We start from the raw sequence: 20,303 nt of genomic DNA on the forward strand, positions 1-20,303 counted from the left end.
TGTTTGCCCGCATCCCCTTGTTTTTAAAACTAAAAAGGTAGGCGCATAAAAATAAGAAGTCCTACCCGCTAAGCAGATAGGACTTCTGTTATTATTAATGATGAGAGCACTGTTTTCAGTTCCTTCGTAGTTATTTTTCTTGACGCTAGTCAACCTTCTTAAATTTCATCAATTGATTTCCCGCTTCGTCTGTCAAAATTAAATTCAAACCAACAAGCTGATATCCTTTTACCTGCAGCATGCTTTTCCCAAATTGATCAGGAATAGCCATGTTTTGACACATCTTTCGGGTTCCGGCTAAAACGCCAAATTCCAGATTCTTGCCATCCACTTTTTTGATTCCGCCCATGAAATTATTGCAGCCATCGGTTCCCATAGCTCGCATTTCGGTGAGGTTAATTTCAAGAACCGGACGATTTTCCAGATCAATTACTGATTTACCATCGATGGTTTCCAACGCCCAGATGTCATTCAACCTCAAATTAGCCTGTTCTTTTTCCTGTTGTCTGATAAAAACCAATACTTCTTCCCCATTTTCATCCAGGAGAACAAATTCAGTCTGATCGGCTTTATAGCTCTTTACCTGGCTCAAGGTCTTTAAGTACGTTGCCTCAATATTCCGGTTAATACATGCTTTACGCGTACTAACAACATTTCCCAATTCAATCACCTCTTGCGACAATTCCAGAATGGGACCTGAATAAGTATTGCATCCCCCGGAACCAAAGATGCGATTGTTGTCTAAATCAATTTCCAAAGTAGGAAGGACGATTGAACGGTTGATTGGACCTCCATTAATGCGAGCCAACAACCATTTCCCATTTGCAAAAGCTCTATTGTCCATTTGCTTGTCCAACACTTTAACAAGCGTGTATTTTATTGACGAAGCATCAGCTGGCACCTCATCTTTAGGAAGACGCTTTTCCTTTACCTGCAATTTATAGATGTAGCCCGGTTCATAGTCAAAACCATCAATCGATGAATAAAAATTCTGCCATTGCGCTTCCTCTATAGTGTTTCCTTTCTGTACTTGCATGCATGACATTGGGCCAACGCCCACGCAATCAACCTTACTACTATTCACCCAGTAGACATTCTTCTGTGTGCTGCACGAAAACAGCGTAGCAACTAGTAATAAGCTAAAAATACCTTTCATCATAACCTTTTATCCTTAATTAATTAAAACAAGCACTAAAACACCCAATCGAAACTTATCATCCAAAAAACTTCAATCGGTGTTTTAGCACTCCTCATTTTCTGAATCTATTAAACTAAACAATATCCTAGATGCAAATCTAAAGGAAAAGGTTGCTTACAATTAACTTCAACCTAAATAAAAAGAATCACTCTAAGCTCTTAAATCCTTATAGAGAACGGGATAAGCTGAAAAGATAATTCAAAAAATGAGTGCGAATATCAGTAATTCTTACTCATCATTTAAAGAAGGGTTACGCTGAAAGAAAAGATCAAGGTCTTTTTTTGCTGCTTGATAGCCAATAGCTACGATTTCCTCAAACTTGTCAAAGTCCCAAATTGAATATTGTTCCAACTCAAGGGGCTCTATGCACAAATCGCAATAGACCTTACTGTTTCGTTGATTTTGAATGGCGCACAAATCAATTACCCGCTCCGCAATATCTCTGGAACCATGAATCGAATCAACTTTCTGGTCGCCAATCACATTCGAACCAATAACCACATCGCAATCGAAGTTTAAGGCCTCAACCGGTAAGTTCATAAACAAGCCTCCATCAACAAAGACAGAACCATTCAGATGAACTGGGGCAAATGCAACAGGAATGCTTGCACTGGCAATGACCCAATCGATCAGTTGATCCCCTTCTCCCGTCACTTTCACTCTCCCGGTATTTAAGTTGGTGGCCGTTACAAAAAAACGCTTTTGAAGCAAGTCAAACCGATCGTGCTGGATGTACTTTTCCAGCCGTTTCTTTACCCCATTCAGGTTGACTAAACCTCCATTTCGGAAATCAATTTTAAACCAAGTCCAAATTTTCTCTTTATGAAGCATGGCTACAATTTCATCCGCTCCAAATCCTGCGCAATACAAAACGCCAATAATTGCCCCCATACTTGTTCCGGCAAGTTTATCGACACCGATACCTGCTTCATCAATGGCCTTTAATACGCCAATATGAGCAAAGCCTTTCGCTCCGCCTCCGCCCAGTGCTAAACCTATTTTGCTGTCCTGCTTTCTATTCATTCTTTTCTTGTGTTAAAACTGATGATCATTAATCTCTAAAACGAAATTTAAAAATAACTTTTTTAACAATAGCTCATTCGGTTTTCGGATATTCAGGCTAGTAGACAATATTTAACTAATTCAAAGCAAACTACCTGGTTCGTTATTGTCAACCTTACATTTCATCATGATTTTCAACACGATTGGCACTGCAACTGAACCTCTTTAGTTTCAAGCTGAATCGTTGTATGCGACAAATGAAACTTCTCGGCCAACAAACCCCTGATTTCCCCCAACAACTTGGGAGAGCTCTGAGCCTCAACAGTAATGTGGGCCGACATAGCATTTTCAGAGGTACTCATCGCCCAAATGTGCAAATCATGCACCTCCACAACATCCTCATGAGCCAGCAGCGTTTGACTGACTTCATCAAGCTGAATTCCCTCAGGCGTAGCATCCAGCGCAAGATTGACTGAATCGACAAACAAACGCCAGGTTCCACCAATGATGATCAAAGCAATCAGGATGCTCATGACCGGATCAAGCCAGTTGGCGCCAGTAGAACGAATCAGTAAACCAGCAATAACAACACCTAAAGAAACAGCCGCATCTGCTGCCATGTGCAGGAAAGCTCCCTTAATATTCAAATCATTCTTTTGTCCTTTGACAAACATCAGTGCAGTCAGCGTATTGATAACAACGCCAATACTTGCAACAATCATCACCTGCGTTCCACCTACAGGCGCCGGATTTACAAACTTGCCGATGGCATCCCAAAGAATAAAGCCAACCGCAACAAACAGAATGATAGCATTCAGTACAGAAATCAGAATGGTGCTCTTTTTATACCCATAGCTATACCGACCTTTGGGTGATTGGCCTGCCAGCCAAATGGCAATCCAGGCAAATACCAAGCCCAACACATCGCCTGTATTATGGCCTGCATCAGCAATTAGCGCCGACGAGTTTGCCAGAAAGCCGTAGAAAAGCTCAACAGCAATAAACGTGATGTTTAAGCCAATTCCAATTGCAAACGATTTATGATATCCTGATACATCAACGCCATGGTTGTGATTATGATTGTGTGTGTGACCGTGTCCCATTGCAACTATTTTTAAATATTTATACCACAAAAATAGCCGTCTCGCGGTGCAACCCGGTTGCAAAGGTGACTACAATTCCTTTAAGCAAGATGCGAAAAAAACTGGTTATCAAAGAGAAAGTTGGTATGCGATTGATGTTAAAAGTATCAACCGACTCTGGTTAACGACAAGCATGACAAACACCTTTTACAATTAAGTTTATAGCCTCTGGCGTAAAGCCACTGGGAAGTTTGATTGCAGGAACTTCAACATCGTACAGACAATACGTTTGATGACACTTTTCGCACAGAAAATGGACATGGAAATCTTCGTGATCCACTTCGCAAGCATCCAGACAGACAGCATACTTTTGCGAACCAGTTCCATCCTCAATGCAATGAATCAGCTTATGCTTTTCAAATGTTTTCAGGGTGCGAAAAAGCGTTGATCGGTCGGCATAATCAAACTTGTCTTCCAAATCAGCCAGGCTGACAGCATTCCTTGATTCCATCAAATACTCCAGAATCAGTTGCCGCATCGCAGTTGGCTTAATGCTTTTTGCTTCCAGTTTCCTATCGATTTTTTCCTTCATAAACGCAAGTTATATAAAAAATCAAATGCTAGCGCAAGCGATCTTGCCCCTTGTTCATGCTTGAACAAATCAAAAGCGCCTCAACAAACTCAGGCCAAACAACTTCCTCTAACGACTCTGTTAAATATCATCAATCCGCCGTAAAAAAAGGGATTAACGAATGAAAACACTGCATTATATTGGTGTTAAATTATAGGAAACGATGAAGCTAAGTTCGTTAAATCAATTTTATATTGCCCTCATCAGGTCAAACCAGTAAAGATTATTTTTAGTTTTACAATCCAAACAGGGGATACATTGCATTTTACAAAATGGTGCTAACAATGTTGTTTCGCCAACTAAAAGGAATGCAATATCCTTTCTAGTGTAGCTAAAAGTGAGTGAGAGAAGCGGAAATAAAGAGCAGGTTCAGTTATTAAAGGTTGGACAAGAATCAACCTTTCGAGCTATTTTTATAACCTATTTTGAATCATTGGAGTTATTTGCTAAAGCCTATGTCCTGGACCAGCAAATAGCCAAGGATATCGTACAGGAGGTTTTCACCAATTTATGGAGCAAAAAAACAAGCATTCCTACCGATGTCAACATCAAGTCCTACTTATACCAAGCTACCAGAAATACCTGCTTAAATTACCTCAAGAAGCAGCAAGTACGGGCTAATTACGAAAAACATACCCGCGACAAATACAACGAACTGCTGCTTAACTACGAAGCCCTGCTTCAACTTAACTTTGATGAATTTTCGTATTCCGAGCTATTAAATGCCCTGAATGAAGCCGTGCTTCAACTTCCCGAAAAATGCCGCGAGGTATTTGAACTGAGTCGCTTTGAAGGCTTAAAAAACCGAGAAATTGCAGAGCAATTAGGAATATCAGTTAAAGCCGTTGAAGGGCATATTACCAAAGCTCTCAAACACATTAAAGTGCAACTAAAACCACATTTTCCTTCCAAACTCATTCTGTTTCTGCTTTCAGGCCTTAATCGATACGGATCAAAACATACCCAGAAACAACGCCCAACGCTCGTTCATTAAAAAAATTGAAAAATTTTCATTTTCTGAACTAGGGTAAAAGCACTTAAGCTTGTTTTAGGTTTAGGAAGGAAACAAAATGAATCAGGAAAAATTAATTAAATACATTACAGGCAACCTTACCAATCCAAAAGAACGGGAAGAAATCGTTAGTTGGATCAATGACAGTAAGGAAAACAAGCAAACTTTTTCAGAGCTAAAAAACATTCATGCTTTAAGCCGAAAACCGCAAGGAAAAACGGATGTAGAGCTGGAATACCTCCAATTCCAAAAGCAACTCCCGCAGCAAAACAAAACACGCATACTGCATCTCCTTAAATATGCAGCCGTCTTTTTGCTGGCCTTTGCATCCAGCTGGTTCATTCAGTATAACTTAAATAACAAGGATATTGGCGAAGTTGCCATGAATGAACTCACCGCTCCATCGGGACAAATTTGCGAACTAAAACTATCAGATGGAACAAAAGTTTGGCTCAACTCAGAGTCCACCATTAGCTATCCGGCAAACTTTGACAAAAGCCAGCGTAGCGTGCATTTAACTGGTGAAGCTTTTTTTGAAGTAAACAAACAAAATCGCCCCTTTGTCGTGAGCACTCAAACCATGCATGTCAAGGTTTTGGGAACCAGCTTCAACCTGGAAGCTTATCCGGAGAATCGTTTTGTAAAAACCGTTTTGATTGAAGGACGTGTTGAAATTCAAAGTCAGGATCAAGAGAAATTGACTGAAATTAAGCCGGGAGAACTTGCACTGCTTGATACCCAAACCCACGAGTTAAGCACAAGTCCAGTCAACACGCAAGCCTATTCTTCCTGGAAAGAAGGCGTTCTGAGTTTTAGCAAAGAACCACTTGAAACAATTATCCCCAAGCTTGAACGCTGGTACAATGTTCAGTTCGTATTTAAAGATCAAGCTATTAAAAAGGATGAATTTACCATTACCGTTTTGAAACAGACCCCGATCGAACAAATACTTCAGTTTCTCCAATTCTCAGGAGATATCACTTACGAAGTAGTTGAAAATCCGACCGGCAAAAATAAAATTGAACTGTCAAAAAAGAAGAGCCTATGATAAAACCCCTGAATTAGAAAAATCGGTATTAGCGCCAACTAATACCGATTAAAATTTTGGTTCCAGCGATCAGATTGCAAGCCGTCGCTGGGACTGATTAACAACCCCTTTAATCAAGGTTATTATTATCAACCAAAATTCAAATTTATGAAAAAATGCTTAATGAATGGTATTCATGATGTTGGATACCAAGAATTATTTAGAGTAATGAAACTAACTGTCTTTTTCATGCTGCTGGGATTCATGGCTGTGAGCGCAGAAAGCTATTCCCAGGCACAGCGCCTAAACTTAAAAATGCAAGATGCTCCTATCGTCGATGTACTGTATGAGATCGAGCAACAAAGTGAATTCTACTTCTTTTTCAAAAACAATGAAATTGAAGAAATTGAAAAAGTAGATATCGACTTTCAAAATGCAACTATTGACAATATTCTATCTCAAATACTGGACAACACAGGACTGAGCTATAAAATTGTTGACAAATACATTGTTATCACTCCTGAAACACAGCTGGACGCAGATTTTCAAATCGGGAAAAAGGATGTTACAGGAAAGGTAACTGATTCCTCAGGAGCTCCCCTGCCGGGAGTTACCGTAATCATCAAAGGAACCACCAACGGAACCGTAACGGATTTTGAAGGCAACTTCAAATTAACAGACCTAAACCCGGAAACGATCTTGCAATTTTCGTTTGTAGGAATGCGACTTCAGGAAGTTGCAATTACCGGAAAAAGCATCATCAATATCACCATGAGCGAAGATGCTATTGGCATTGAGGAGGTCGTTGCCGTAGGTTACGGAACCATGAAAAAAGTCAACCTGAGTGGAGCCATTAATCAGATTAATGCCGAAGAATTGGAAGACCGGCCAGTAACTACAATTTCTTCAGCTATTCAAGGAACGATTCCTAACCTGAATATTTCGTTTGCCGGAGGAGCTCCCGGACAAATGGGTTCCCTAAACATTCGGGGAACAACTTCACTTAACGGAGGCTCTCCGCTGGTGTTGATTGATGGGATTCCGGGAACACTGGACCGACTTTCCCCCGAAGAAGTGCAAAGCATTACCGTGCTGAAAGATGCTGCATCGGCCGCTATTTACGGAGCGCGAGGAGCATACGGGGTTGTGCTGATCACCACCAAAAGTGGCAAATCGGGTAAAACCAGCATCCGCTACAACAACTCATTTGGTTTCTCTACACCAACAGTAAGCACCGACTTTCTGACAACTGGCTACGATTGGATGAAACTAAACGACGATGCTTTGGCTCATGTTGGTGGTTACTCAGGTTATACCGAAGAAGATTACCAAGCACTTTACGAACGGAGAAACGACAAAACAGAACATCCTGATCGCCCCTGGATCACCATCCAAAACCGAAATGGACGTGACCAATACGTTTACTACGGAAACTTTGACTGGTGGAAATTCATGTTCAACAAATGGCAGCCATCTCAAAGCCACAACATTAACATTACCCGTGGCACCGACAAAATCACCTTCATGTTGAACGGAAACATGAAAATGCAGGATGGCATTATGCGTGTTGCAACCGACAAGTACAAAGCATATTCCTTGCGATCAAAAGTAACTGCTGAGTTGTATCCTTGGTTGAGCGTTTCGAACAACACCAACTTTTACAACTCAAACTATGATTACTACGGTCGTTCTGGTGGAGGAAACTCAAACTTCGTTCATATCAACGTTCACGCATCGCCGGCCTATGCGCCAATGAACCCCGATGGAACAGCCACCTATGTCAGTGGGCTGAATCGCTACGACATTGGAGATGGTATTTTTGCCATGTTGCTTAGCGGCAATACCAAAGGGGCCAAGCAAAAGTATGAACTGACATCGACTTCAGAGGCCATCATTACTCCGATTAAGGATATGAAAATTGTGGCCAACTATTCGTACAGTTTATACACCGATCCGACATTCTACCGTCAGGTGCCAGCCACTTACTCGCTTTATCCTGGCGAAGTATCGGTTGCCACCAAATACAGCGTTGACCGCTTGAGCGAGTCTCAACAATTCAACCAGGTGCATGTGGTAAACGTGTATGCTGACTATACTAAAACCTTGGCAGATCATCATAACCTGAAAGGGTTGATCGGTTTTAACCAGGAATTGCATCAAGCAAAAAAGATCAGTGCCGGGCGCTATGATTTACTGTCAGAAACACTGAATGACCTGAACCTGGCAACTGGTGATCCCTATGTTGGAGGAGGATCGAGTGCTTATGCTTTACGAGGTGTTTTCTATCGTCTGAATTACGATTACAAAGGAAAGTATCTGCTAGAGACCAATGGTCGCTACGATGGAACTTCCCGTTTCCCCAAAGGAGATCGTTTCGGTTTCTTCCCTTCCGTATCAGCAGCCTGGCGTGTTAGCGAAGAAGGATTCTTCTCGCCCATTCAGCACACCATTAGCAACCTGAAACTTCGGGCATCTTACGGTAGCTTAGGGAATCAAACAGTAAATACTCCCTACCCGTACATTTCTACTTTAGACCCTGGAACCATGTCCTACATATTTGACGGGGATCGAGCACAATACATGAACAGCCCAGCTCCGGTGGCGGGGAACCTAACCTGGGAAGAGGTCACTTCATTCAACCTTGGAATTGACCTTTCTCTTTTCAACAACCGGTTAAATACCAGTTTTGACCGTTACGTCAGAAATACATCGGGCATGCTCAATCAAGGTGAAAAAATTCCAAATGTATTTGGGGCCAGCCAACCGCGTGAAAACATCGCTAGCCTGCGCACCAAAGGCTTTGAATTATCTATTGAGTGGCGGGATGATTTCAACTTGGCCAATAAGCCTTTCCGGTACTCAACCCGTTTTATCCTGAGTGACAACTATGCTTACATTACCAAAATCAACAACCCAACCAAGCTGGTTTACTCCGATTACGAAGGAAAACGCTTGGGTGAAATCTGGGGGTATGTTACCGATGGCTTTTTCCAAACAGATGCTGAAGCTAAAACCTACCCAGTCAACCAAGAATGGCTCAACAAAATCCGCAATGAATACAACATTCCGCTACGGGCAGGAGATTTGCGCTGGGTTGATTTAAATGGAGACAACATCATCGACTCCGGAGAAAATACCGTCGAAAATCCAGGCGATCAACGGGTTATTGGAAACAGTACTCCTCGCTACTCGTACGGTATGAGTGCCAATGCAAACTGGAATAACTTTGACTTTTCTGTCTTCTTCCAGGGAGTAGGAAAAAGAGATTGGTACCCGGGAAATAATGCTGACCGCTTTTGGGGTCCCTATTCAAGACCTTATTACTCTTTTATTCCAAATGATTTTCCATCAAAAGTTTGGAGTGAGGATAATCCCAATGCTTATTTTCCAAACCTCTTAGCCTACATTGCTCTTAATGGAAACAATGAATTACGCGCGACCAATAACCGCTATTTGCAAGACTTAGCTTACCTGCGTTTGAAAAGCATGACGATCGGCTATAGCCTGCCAAAGTCGTTGACAAAACGCTTGAAAATCGAGCGTCTGAGAGTTTTTGCAACCGGAGAAAACCTTTTCACCTGGACCAAGCTTGAAAGCGATTACATTGATCCGGAACAGGCCATGGCTGATAAAAATGGCCGGGTTTATCCGTTCAGCAAAACATATTCATTTGGTTTCGACATTACATTCTAAAAAATTTGACACATGAAAAATAAGAATACGATCCTGTTACTACTTGCAGCATTGATTATTTCAAGTTGCAACGACAGCTTTCTGGAGCGTTATCCAACCGATGAACTCTCTCCGCAAACGGTCTTTTCATCTGAAAACGATTTGAAAACCTATACCAACAGCTACTATTCACTACTTCAAGAAGGTTCTGAGATTTATGGCGAATCAACCGATAACATTGTCAAAAGCTCATTGCCCCGCGAAATTCAGGGAACACGTTTGGTGCCAACAACCGACTCCAAATGGGGATGGTCAGGATTACGGCATATCAACTTCTTTCTAACCAATGAGAATGTCCTCAATTTTCCGAATGAAGAAGTAAAGAATCACTATTTGGGATTATCCCGCTTTTTTAGAGCTTTCTTCTATTTCGAAAAAGTCAGGTACTACGGCGATGTCCCTTGGTACAATCAAGTGATTGAATCGAATGATGATGAACTCTTACAAAAAGCGCGTGATCCAAGAAGCTTGGTAATGGATTCCGTTTTAACTGATTTGAACTTTGCAATTGCTCACCTGGATGACACCAAAAGTCTTGAACGGGTTAGTAAATGGACTGCATTAGCACTCAAATCCAGAATCTGTTTGTACGAAGGAACGTTCCGGAAATACCATCCGGAGTTTAATGTGGCCGATGCCGATAAATTCTTAACAGAAGCTGCAGAAGCAGCCCAGGAACTGATAAACAGTGGTCAGTACTCCATTTACAATAAAACTTCAGGACCAACCGGGAAACCTTATTTAGATGTTTTTAGCCACTTGAAGTCGGATGATGTAATGGATGAAATCATTCTCACACGTCGATATGATGCTGACCTTGGACTAAAACACAATGTTCAATTTTATCTGACATCGAGAACCTATGGCAAGCCGGGTTTGGAGAAAAACCTGGTAAACAGCTACCTGATGAGTGATGGCTCACGTTTTACGGACGTCGCCGGTTATGATACCCTTCAGTTCTTTGATGAAATTCAGAACCGCGACCCACGTTTGTCACAAACCATTGTTACTCCAGGGTACACCAGAATTAATTCCAGTCAACCGGTGTCTCCAAACTTCGAGAATACCACGACCGGCTACCAGCCCATCAAGTACTTGAATGATCCAAGTATGGACCTCAGCAGCCAATCGGCTCAGGATCTTCCTCTTTTCCGCTATGCCGAAGTTTTAGTGAATTTCGCTGAAGCAAAAGCAGAACTAGGAACATTGACACAGGCAGATCTTGACTTGTCAATCAATCAGCTTCGGGACCGCGTAGGCATGCCGCATTTGGTGTTAGTTGATGCCAATGCCAATCCAGATCCTTTCCTGGAAAACATGTATAAAAATGTTTCAGCCACCAACAAAGGAGTCATTCTTGAAATCAGAAGAGAAAGACAGATTGAATTGGTCATGGAGCTTAACTTCCGCTGGGATGACTTGATGCGTTGGAAAGAAGGCCACTTGGTTGCACTCCCATTTCAAGGAATGTATTTCCCAGGACCTGGGAAATATGATCTTGATCGTGATGGCAAAATCGATGTTGAAATCTACATGGGAGAAAAACCTCCCTCAACAGGAGCTTTCCAACTTCCGCTATCAGATCTTTCAGGAAATGGCAAAGGCTATGTGCTTCCAAACAAGGGAGTAAATAAGGTTTTCGATGAGGAGAAAGACTATTTCTGGCCGCTTCCAATCGAAGACTTGACACTGAATCCAAACTTAACACAAAACCCCGGTTGGGGCAAATAAGCTGGTAAAAGGGTGATGGAACTAAGGGATTTAAAATCCAAGTTCTATCACTTAGAAATAGAAAATCAACCAGCAATTGAAAAAATGAAAGAACACATGAAAAATTTATTAATCTCTTTTCTTGCGTTAATTGCTCTACAGGCGTGTAACGACGAAGCACCTTCGATTCCGGATCACGCCCAGGATTTAACCAATAAAGAAGAAAACACCTACGGATTGGACAACGATAGTCAAGATAAACTTGAAAGCCTGAAGGTGATGACTTATAACATCCACGCTTGCAACCCGCCTTCCCAACCGGGAATAGCCGACCTTGATGCCATTGCAAATGCCATCAATGAAGCTGATCCGGATATTGTATTGCTTCAGGAAGTCGATAAAAACACCGGAAGGAATGGTTTTACTGGCAACCAAAGTAAAGAGCTAGGGAAATTAACCCAAATGAACTATCGCTTCTTCTCTGCTATCCTATACATGAAAGGGTACTACGGAGTGGCTGTTTTAAGTAAGTATCCGTTAAAGGACTCTCAAAAGTACATGCTCCCCAAACAATCGGGCACGGAACAACGAGTTCTGGGAACTGCTATTGTTGACCTTCCTGGCGTTGATTCGGTCATGGTAGCCTGTACGCACTTGGAAGCCAAAAGCGCCAATAACCGCATCGAACAAGTTCGGGAGCTAGTACAACAACTGGGAACAACGCAAGTTCCGGTGATCCTTGGTGGCGACTTAAACGAACGTCCGGATACAGATGCCTTCTTTTCAATCTTTGATCAGACATTTACACGCACATGTCCGGGAACTGATTGTCCAGCAACCTTCAGCACCAACGATCCCAAAATTACCATCGATTACCTGGCCTATAGGCCTCAAGCAGCATTTGAAGTAAGCAACCACCAGATTGTTCAGGAAAATTATGCTTCTGATCACTTTCCGGTGATGGCAACGTTCAAATTTAACCGATAACTTAAAGTTGATTTAAATGAAACGAAATACATTATATTCAATTTTTCTGGCACTCCTTGTTTTAGCCCTTGGGTGCGAAGAGGACGACATTCGATCTGAAATTGGACCAGACATTCAGGTTCAAGAAGAATACCTGGCCTTTGATGGCCTGAATGTTGGAGAAACAGTTAGCATTCCCGTCAATGTCAAATCAGAAAATGGCATAAAACGCCTCTCCTACTTCTTTATCACAGAAACCGCTAACGGAACCGAAACAAGCGATGCCGTACATTTTGATGATCCGGCACAACCGACAAGCATTCAAAAGGAAATTTCCTTTGAAGCTGTTCCAAAAACACTGGAGATGGTTCTTGTTGCCTTTGACAGCTACAACAAAAGCTCAGAGATCCATATTCCATTCGAGAACATTCGCGAGCTCCCATCGCTTTCATTTACCGACAATGTAGACTACCGCGAAACAGTATTCGAAAATAAACTGCTTAATATTAGTGGAACCATCTCCTCGGAACATGAAGTTAAGAAGATTAGCTACGCCACGATTGTCAACAATGAATCTTCTTCGGAGCAAGCCATCGATTTTTCAAATGGCGAGAGCATTAGCTTTTCTGCACAAGTAAAAGTTGTAAAAGGCTTGCAAGAAATCATCATCAAAGCCGAAAATGTTTATGAAGGGTCAGTGGTTGATACCTTCCGAATTGGTGCTGTTGTTGATGATGCAGTAGCCATTACCATGGAGAACGGAATTACAGAAATTAGCAATTTGTATGCCGGACAAACCAATAGCCTGAAAGGAACAATCGCTTCTGGCTCCGACCTTGTTTCATTTTCTTATGCCATTAAACAAGACGGCAGCTATGGCGAAGAAACAGCTATTCCGCTTGGGACACCAATTGACGAATTTCCTTTTGAAATTAGCATTGAAGGCGAAACAGGAATGCAAGCAGTACGTTTTTCCGGAGAAAACGCCAATAGCAACAAGCTGGAGTTGGAATTGGCCATTCAACGAGTCAATCTGCCGTTGGTTTACTTGAAAGATGTTGAATTAACAACTGAAATCGGAGCTGGAAAGCCCAACTGGTTTGCAGCTTACCAAGCACCTCATGTCTTTGACCAGTCCTCTGCAGCACAGCATCAGGAAATGATGGATGTAGCATTGGTCGTTCGTGGCTCTGCCCTACGCTTCTTATCTGCAACGGTATACGAAGCAGGTTCCTATTTGCCACTCATCAGTCCTTACCTCGAAGGCTTCACTCAAGCCACTTACTCCGTTGTTACCAGTAACCGGGGAAGTATTACGCCTGAATCATTTTCAAGCCTGGCCTTTGATGAAGATTTGGAAAACTTCATTCAGGATAAAGTGATCGCATCCAATGCTGATGGCGGTGAGAACTACAATGTGGCAGGTACCAACCGGCGTACCAGTAGTGATTTGGAAGCCAACAAGGGCTTAATCATTGGTTGGGGAAGCTACCAGGACGGCAAAGCAAACAATGAGCAATTTGCTTTAATCTATGTCAAAGAGGTCAGTTTAACCGACGGAATTGGTCGTGTGAAATTTGATATCAAGTATCCACAGCCCGACTACCGAACCGAGTACAATCCGGTATCCATTAAACCTTACCGATAGCATTTAACCAGTTTCCTCTCCTAAAATTATTGCCAAAGGAGGGGAAACTTTTTTATAAAGCTTATTTTTACCGTAAAGTAACCACTTTAAGTTTTTTATCAATTAATCAGAATTTGGTTCTTTTTAAGATTAAATTGGAAACTTAAAATTCGAGACCACTGTCTTGAATATCTGACTATCTAAAAATTTGTTATCTGATATCTAATGTCTTATAAAATATAAACGAATGAAAAACAGTATTTATCTTTTTAGCCTGCTTATGATTTTCCAATTGGGCTTCAGCTCATGCGGACAAAAAGCCAACTCCTCCAATTCAACTTCTAAAAATACTCCAGAATCAATCCGAGTGATGACTTATAATGTCCATCATGCCAATCCTCCTGAAGAAGATGACGTCATTGACTTGGACGCCATCGCCCAGGTTATCCGCGAATCAAAAGCTGATTTGGTTGCCGTTCAGGAATTGGATAGCGTTGCTAAACGCTCATTGAATGTATTTCAGTTGGAAAGCCTGGCTCAAAAGTTGGATATGAACTATCATTATTTTAGCGCCATTCCTTTTCAGGGAGGAGCTTATGGCGTTGGTATTTTATCTCGCTTCCCCATTAGCAGCCCACAAAGAATAGCCTTGCCCGAATATGAAGACAAGGATGTTGAAGATCGCGTTTTAGGGGTTGTCAGTGTTAAACTGCCCAACCAGAAATCAATTTATTTTGCCTGTACGCACTGGGATGTTGTTCATGAAGAAAACCGCCTGCTTCAAGCTGAGTCCACCATTCAGCTGGCAGAACAACTGGATGCGCCAATTATTATTGGCGGTGATTTCAATGCAAGAACAGATTCTAAGCCTATGAAAATGCTGCGCCAGGTGTTTACCGATGCCAGTAAAGAATTTGCGCCAACCATTCCTACAATCAACCCCAATCGGAAGATTGATCACATTTTATACGCCCCGGAAAAAGCATTTCAGCTAAAAACCGAAGAAGTAATTGAAGATGAGTTAGCCCAAAAAGCATCCGACCACCTACCATTCATTGTTGAGTTGCAAGTAGCGAACTAAGCATAAAATCGGCATGCAAATAAATCGTTAATTCGAGAACGGAGGCGTGCCAAAATTCTTTTTTCCTGCTAACTTTGCAAGCTAAATAAGAAATCACAAGAGGGTTAATGGTTAACCCTCTTTTAATAGCTTATTTATATCGATGTATTTAGCTATCTAAATTATGCAAGTTTTAGTTGGAATTATAGTTACCCTGTTCATTCTGGTCATTGCCGGAACCTGGTTATCGAATCGTTTTGGAAAAAAGAATGTTGAGTCGGCCGAAGAAGAAGGTCCCAATATTGCCTTGGACTGCTGTGGAGCCCATGAGATTTGCGAATTTGAAGAAATGCTCAGCAATCCTGAAGAGATCGTTTATTTCGAAGATGAAGAGTTAGATCGTTTCCAAGGCGTCTCATCCGACGATTACCAAGATGATCAAATTGAAGAATTCCGGGATGTTCTCTATACGCTGGATAGTGAAGAAATCAGAAAATGGTTACTCAGCATTGAACGGCGCAAAATTCAACTTCCTTCTGTTCTAAAACAAGAAGCAATCCAACTTCTGGCCGAAGCTCGATAAAATAAATTTCAAGTTCCTGGTTGCAGTTATTGCAAACGCAGCGAAGCAATCGACTTCTAAAAGATCACTTCGCTTCGCTCGTGCTGATATTGGCTTGTAAAGCTACTCATCAAAGAACAGATCTTCTTTCAGCAGTTTAACTCGATCCAAAGCATAGTTGGCATTTTCGGCTCGTTCTCCTGCTTCTTTCAAATAATTCTGATAGTAATTTAAAGCCAGAGTTTTGTTGAAATTATATTCCTCATAGGTCGTTGCAATTTCAAACAACACTTCAACCTTACGCGAATCTAGTTCATAAGCCTTTTTATAAGCCGCAATTGATTTTTCGAACTCTCGTAATGCACCATAAACCTGTGCTAAATGATGATACATTTCAGGATGAAATTCAGGAATAGAAATATGGATTGCAAAATCGAGGTAACGGGCAGCTAGCTCTTGGTGTTTTAACCGTTTATGACATACGCCCAGGTAGAAATTGACGTAAACATCATTGGGATTACCACTATAACATAGCTCCAAAACTTCTAAAGCCACTTCAGTGTGCTTGTTGTGATACATGCAAATTCCCTGGTTTAACAAAGTTGGGAAGGTGGTATCATACTTTAGCAAAAAAGCATCGTAAATCTTTTGCGCCAGTTCGTAGTTTTTACCAACAAAAGCCGTATTCGCATAAGTTAAGTGCGCAGCCCGATTATCGGGGAAACGATTATGAGCAATTCGAAGTGTTTCCAAACATTTATCGAGCCTTCTACTTTTTTCATAACTCGTACTCAAGTTCATGTAAGCACTTAAATCATTTGGATTTTGAAGCAAGTATTTTTCATACCAAGCCATGGCAGTCTTGTATTTCCCTGCTTTAAAAGCAGCCAAGGCACTGTATTTATTAAACATGAGATTGGTTGAATCAGCCGCCTGCAGCTTCTCGAACTCCTTATAGGCTTTGCTGTAATCATTCACCCACAAATAGGCTTTTCCCAATTCATACTGCAACAGCAGATCATTGGGCTTTAGCGATAAAGCCCGGCTGAAATCAGCAACCGCCTTCTGGCTACTGCCAATACTTTGGTAAAGATCTGCCCGGTTGGTGAGGTAGGTAATATTGGTTGGATCCACCGACAAGGCCGCATTTAAATTCTCAATAGCAGCTGGATAATTAACCAATTGCCGATAAGCCATACTTCGCTTAAAATATAATTCGGCGGAAGGTTCTGTCTGAACTTTTTGATTGATCAACTCAATGGCTTGCTCATACTTTTGATTAAGAAGAAGTAGGTCGATTTCCTGCGAGAAGCCCAAAAGAGGCATAATTCCCAACAGGATCGTAGTTAGTTTTCTGAACATGGCTTATCGTTTATCTAGACAGAGGCCCCAGCTTTACCAGAGCCTCTGACTTTGGTTATTGCAATACAAAGCTGATGGGCACCGTATACGAAACAGCAACCGGTTTGCCGTCCTGTTTCCCCGGAGTCCATTTAGGTAATTGATTCATCACGCGTAAAGCCTCATAATCCAAGGCCGTATCGACACCTCTTGCTATTTTAGTGCGTCCAACTGAACCATCTTTTTCAACAACAAAAGTGACATACACTTTACCCTGAATTCGATTTTCCTGAGCTGAAACAGGATACTTAATGCTCCGTGCAATAAACTTACGCAAAGCCAAGTCTCCTCCCGGAAATTCAGGCATTTCATCAACAAGAGTATGAACAGGATCAGACGATTCTGACGATGAAACACCAAGCCCTGTAACAACAATGCCCTCTGTATCCGTATTTTGAGCATCTATCGCTCCTGATTTCATCGTAATATTGATTACGCCATTTTTAGCTTTTTCACCATGGCTTTCAATGAAAGGATTATCGGCTCCTTTTAACACCTCAATGGTTTCAATTTCTGCTGGGACAATTTTATTCATTGTCTCAATATCCGATACTTCCCCGTCAATCAGGATTAGCTGATCACCCATTGGTGCTGATTTCAATTCTGTTTCCTCTTTGAAAGCTTCAGCAGAAGACTCTTTCTTCTCGCAAGCAAACACAACGAGCAAAGCAGCAACAGCCAATATTCCGATTAAATAACGGAAATTCGATTTTTTTGAAGATTTTATTTTAGTCATCATTTTTAGTCTTGATTTAATTAAAGAAGAGTTGAAATTATTGGCCACTGAAAACTGTGAACCAATAAACTGGGTGACCAAAACTTCCTTGTATTGTTGGACAGCCACCCCTTTATTTAATACTGCCTGATCGGCCATGTATTCGTGATTCTCCTTAATCACCCTTCGCAGTAACCAGAAGAATGGATTGAACCACTGAACAATAGCCAGGAACTCCAGTATTAAGATATCCACCGTATGTTTTTGGCGAATATGCTCGCTTTCGTGAGCCAGCATTTTTTCCCACCCGGAAGTGCTTTTCAAATACTTGCCCAAAAACAAGTAGTTCAGGAATGAATATGGGCTTGAGTTATCATTCAGATAGACAAAATTGATTCCGTCTTTGTACTCTTGCTGATGTCGAAAAATCAATCGAACTAACAATGAAATACGCCACAGCGTAAGCATTAACAAACTAGCTCCTACAATAAAATAAAATGTTATTAATGCCTCACTGCTGGTTAACCAACGAATCAGCGAATTGGAAACACCAGTGCTGGTTACGGTTATTGTCTCCAACACCTGCGAAGTGCCCTCTAAAGCAAGAGCAGTACCTCTTTGGCTTTCCCAAACATTGAACTGCAACAGCGGTAAAACACTTGAAAAAACAATGGCAAAGAGCAGAAACCACCGATTGGCTTTGAAGAAAGTCTGATTCCGTAGAAACACAAAATAAACCAAGGCAAGTACACCTAAACTTACGCCCGATTCAAGAATATAATTTACGAAACTATTCATTCGTTTATAATTATTTAGTTTTTATGGAACTCGCGTATAGTCATCTTCCTATGCACAGGATAATCTACCTGCTCGTTTCATCATCCTTACTTTGATTGTTTTCTAAATCTTCACCAACTTCTTTCAAAAGTTCCTCCAGATCGGCAATGCTCATCTTGTCCTCGCGGGCAAAAAACGAAACCATCTCTTTAAACGAATTGCTGAAATAGCCTTTCATAAAAGATTTCATATACCGCCGGGTATATTCCTTCTTACTAATTAGCGGAAAGTAACGATGCGTTTTTCCAAAAGCTTCATAGGCTACAAAACCTTTTTTCTCCAAAATTCGAACAATGGTAGAAACCGTATTGTATGCCGGCTTGGGCTCGGGCATCATTTCGATTAGTTCTTTTACAAAGGCTTTTTCCTTTTTCCAAAGCAACTGCATCACCTGTTCTTCCGCTTTCGTCAATTCCTTCATTCGTCTAATTTTTAGATTATCAGCTAACAAATATCAAGCCAAATATAACTAATTTCATAGTTTTTAAACTAAACTATTAGTTATTAAACTCAAAAAAAATAGTCATCCCTCGATAATGGAAGGAGTAAAAACTGTGTAAACACCTCTCCTCCTCTCACCAAACCGAGTTCCTTCGGCGTTTAGCACAAAAGGAATTAGAAAGGTGAGCAACAAAAAATTGATCCTTGTTCTCATAAGTCTAATTTTTAATGGTTATTGATACGAAACAAACATATAACTAAAAAATTAGTTTTCAAACTAAAGGATTAGTTATTACTTCAAATCAAAAATTATACCACTTATAATCAATTAGATAAAATTGACTATTCTTTTGATTTTCTTTAAGGCAAGAATAAGTAGTCAAAAAAAGGGGATTACGAAAAGAAGTGAGGACTAAAGCTCCAAATCAAAATCATCCGCATCAGGTAAAACAGGAAAGCTTTTTCTAAAACGATCCAACGGGCCTTTCGCCAAACGAAAAGAGACGCACTCTTCCTTCCCTTCGCTAGCCACCTTTATCGTTTTTCCTTTGGGATCGATCAGGGAGGTATCGCCGAGGTATTTTATTCCATTATCATCAGTACCAATCCGGTTCACTCCCGCAACGTAAGCCTGATTTTCAATGGCACGAGCTTTTAAAAGCGTCTGCCAAACTTCGCGGCGTGTAGCTGGCCAATTAGCGATATTAATAAGCAAATCGTAATCCTGACGGTTACGGCTAAACACCGGGAAACGCATATCATAACAAACCAAAGGAAGAATCCGAAATGACTTAATCTGGATGATTTTTCGCTGTTGTCCCGGCTTGAAATGGGCGTGCTCCTCTCCCATCGAAAATAAGTGGCGTTTGTCGTAATAATCGAGCCTCCCATCAGGGTGCACAAAAACAAACCGATTAAAAAAGCTTTCACCCTCCCGAATCATTAAGCTTCCTGCTATACAGGCCTGATACTCGTCAGCCTGCTGCTTCATCCAGCTAACTGTTTCACCGTCCATCGGCTCTGCCCAATGCTCCACATGCATGCTAAAACCAGTGGCAAACATTTCTGGGAAAACCACCAAATCAGTCTCAGCGGGAAGCTGCCTGATCAGATCACTCAAATGCTGGCGATTTTTATCCGGCTGCTCCCAGGTTAAATTGCACTGCACCAACGTTATATTCAAGTAGCTTTCAGACATTTCAATAATAAGTTATGCTTCAGTCAATACTTACGTTCTTCTACAAAAACAGTTCACCCATTTCAGAATAATCAAACATGATAAAGCCGTTCAAGGACTTGT

General features: G+C 41.3%; 16 protein-coding genes. 8 read left to right on the forward strand and 8 right to left on the reverse strand.

Going from position 1 to position 20,303, the window contains the following annotated elements; genetic code table 11:
- Positions 1–145: 145 nt before the first annotated feature.
- The 4 genes from BM156_RS14570 to BM156_RS14585 form a co-directional block, all read right to left on the reverse strand.
- Positions 146–1,159 (reverse strand): META domain-containing protein, encoded by a 1,014-nt coding sequence (locus BM156_RS14570; protein WP_139218294.1) that lies wholly within the window; start codon positions 1,157–1,159, stop codon positions 146–148.
- 267 nt (positions 1,160–1,426) lie between these two features.
- Positions 1,427–2,221 carry a patatin-like phospholipase family protein gene (locus BM156_RS14575; RefSeq protein ID WP_093920628.1) on the reverse strand — a complete coding sequence of 265 codons (795 nt, stop codon included), beginning with the start codon at positions 2,219–2,221 and terminating at the stop codon, positions 1,427–1,429.
- 173 nt (positions 2,222–2,394) lie between these two features.
- A complete protein-coding gene (locus BM156_RS14580) occupies positions 2,395–3,303 on the reverse strand; it encodes a cation diffusion facilitator family transporter (RefSeq protein WP_093920629.1) in 909 nt (302 codons plus the stop codon).
- Positions 3,304–3,463: 160 nt separating this feature from the next.
- Positions 3,464–3,874, reverse strand: a complete 411-nt coding sequence (locus BM156_RS14585) for a Fur family transcriptional regulator (protein ID WP_093920630.1) — start codon at positions 3,872–3,874, stop codon at positions 3,464–3,466.
- 376 nt (positions 3,875–4,250) lie between these two features.
- Here BM156_RS14585 and BM156_RS14590 point away from each other — a divergent pair, with 376 nt between their 5' ends.
- The 8 genes from BM156_RS14590 to BM156_RS14625 all read left to right on the forward strand — a co-directional run bounded on the left by BM156_RS14590 (position 4,251) and on the right by BM156_RS14625 (position 15,630).
- Positions 4,251–4,907 (forward strand): RNA polymerase sigma-70 factor, encoded by a 657-nt coding sequence (locus BM156_RS14590; RefSeq protein WP_093920631.1) that lies wholly within the window; start codon positions 4,251–4,253, stop codon positions 4,905–4,907.
- A 76-nt stretch (positions 4,908–4,983) separates the two neighbouring features.
- Positions 4,984–5,973: a FecR family protein gene (locus BM156_RS14595; protein ID WP_093920632.1), complete on the forward strand. Its 990-nt coding sequence runs from the start codon at positions 4,984–4,986 to the stop codon at positions 5,971–5,973.
- 147 nt (positions 5,974–6,120) lie between these two features.
- A complete protein-coding gene (locus tag BM156_RS14600) occupies positions 6,121–9,645 on the forward strand; it encodes a TonB-dependent receptor (RefSeq protein ID WP_093920633.1) in 3,525 nt (1,174 codons plus the stop codon).
- A gap of 12 nt (positions 9,646–9,657) precedes the next feature.
- Complete coding sequence (locus BM156_RS14605) at positions 9,658–11,415, forward strand: RagB/SusD family nutrient uptake outer membrane protein (RefSeq protein ID WP_093920634.1); 1,758 nt, start codon at positions 9,658–9,660, stop codon at positions 11,413–11,415.
- A 96-nt stretch (positions 11,416–11,511) separates the two neighbouring features.
- Positions 11,512–12,381: an endonuclease/exonuclease/phosphatase family protein gene (locus BM156_RS14610; protein WP_170846968.1), complete on the forward strand. Its 870-nt coding sequence runs from the start codon at positions 11,512–11,514 to the stop codon at positions 12,379–12,381.
- Positions 12,382–12,397: 16 nt separating this feature from the next.
- Complete coding sequence (locus tag BM156_RS14615) at positions 12,398–14,008, forward strand: hypothetical protein (protein WP_093920636.1); 1,611 nt, start codon at positions 12,398–12,400, stop codon at positions 14,006–14,008.
- Positions 14,009–14,234: 226 nt separating this feature from the next.
- Complete coding sequence (locus BM156_RS14620) at positions 14,235–15,068, forward strand: endonuclease/exonuclease/phosphatase family protein (protein ID WP_093920637.1); 834 nt, start codon at positions 14,235–14,237, stop codon at positions 15,066–15,068.
- A 163-nt stretch (positions 15,069–15,231) separates the two neighbouring features.
- Positions 15,232–15,630 carry a hypothetical protein gene (locus tag BM156_RS14625; protein ID WP_093920638.1) on the forward strand — a complete coding sequence of 133 codons (399 nt, stop codon included), beginning with the start codon at positions 15,232–15,234 and terminating at the stop codon, positions 15,628–15,630.
- Positions 15,631–15,732: 102 nt separating this feature from the next.
- On the opposite strand, the gene BM156_RS14630 is transcribed toward BM156_RS14625, so the two are convergent.
- The 4 genes from BM156_RS14630 to BM156_RS14645 all read right to left on the reverse strand — a co-directional run bounded on the left by BM156_RS14630 (position 15,733) and on the right by BM156_RS14645 (position 20,201).
- Positions 15,733–16,971 (reverse strand): tetratricopeptide repeat protein, encoded by a 1,239-nt coding sequence (locus BM156_RS14630; RefSeq protein ID WP_093920639.1) that lies wholly within the window; start codon positions 16,969–16,971, stop codon positions 15,733–15,735.
- Between the two features lie 55 nt (positions 16,972–17,026).
- The gene (locus BM156_RS14635) at positions 17,027–18,523 is read right to left on the reverse strand and encodes a M56 family metallopeptidase (protein ID WP_093920640.1); all 1,497 of its coding nucleotides are present in this window, start codon (positions 18,521–18,523) and stop codon (positions 17,027–17,029) included.
- Between the two features lie 64 nt (positions 18,524–18,587).
- On the reverse strand, positions 18,588–18,983 hold the full coding sequence (locus BM156_RS14640; protein ID WP_093920641.1) for a BlaI/MecI/CopY family transcriptional regulator: 396 nt from the start codon (positions 18,981–18,983) through the stop codon (positions 18,588–18,590).
- Positions 18,984–19,415: 432 nt separating this feature from the next.
- Positions 19,416–20,201, reverse strand: a complete 786-nt coding sequence (locus BM156_RS14645) for an amidohydrolase (protein ID WP_093920642.1) — start codon at positions 20,199–20,201, stop codon at positions 19,416–19,418.
- Positions 20,202–20,303: the final 102 nt, after the last annotated feature.

Source organism: Sunxiuqinia elliptica (genome assembly GCF_900113005.1).
Lineage (GTDB): Bacteria > Bacteroidota > Bacteroidia > Bacteroidales > Prolixibacteraceae > Sunxiuqinia > Sunxiuqinia elliptica.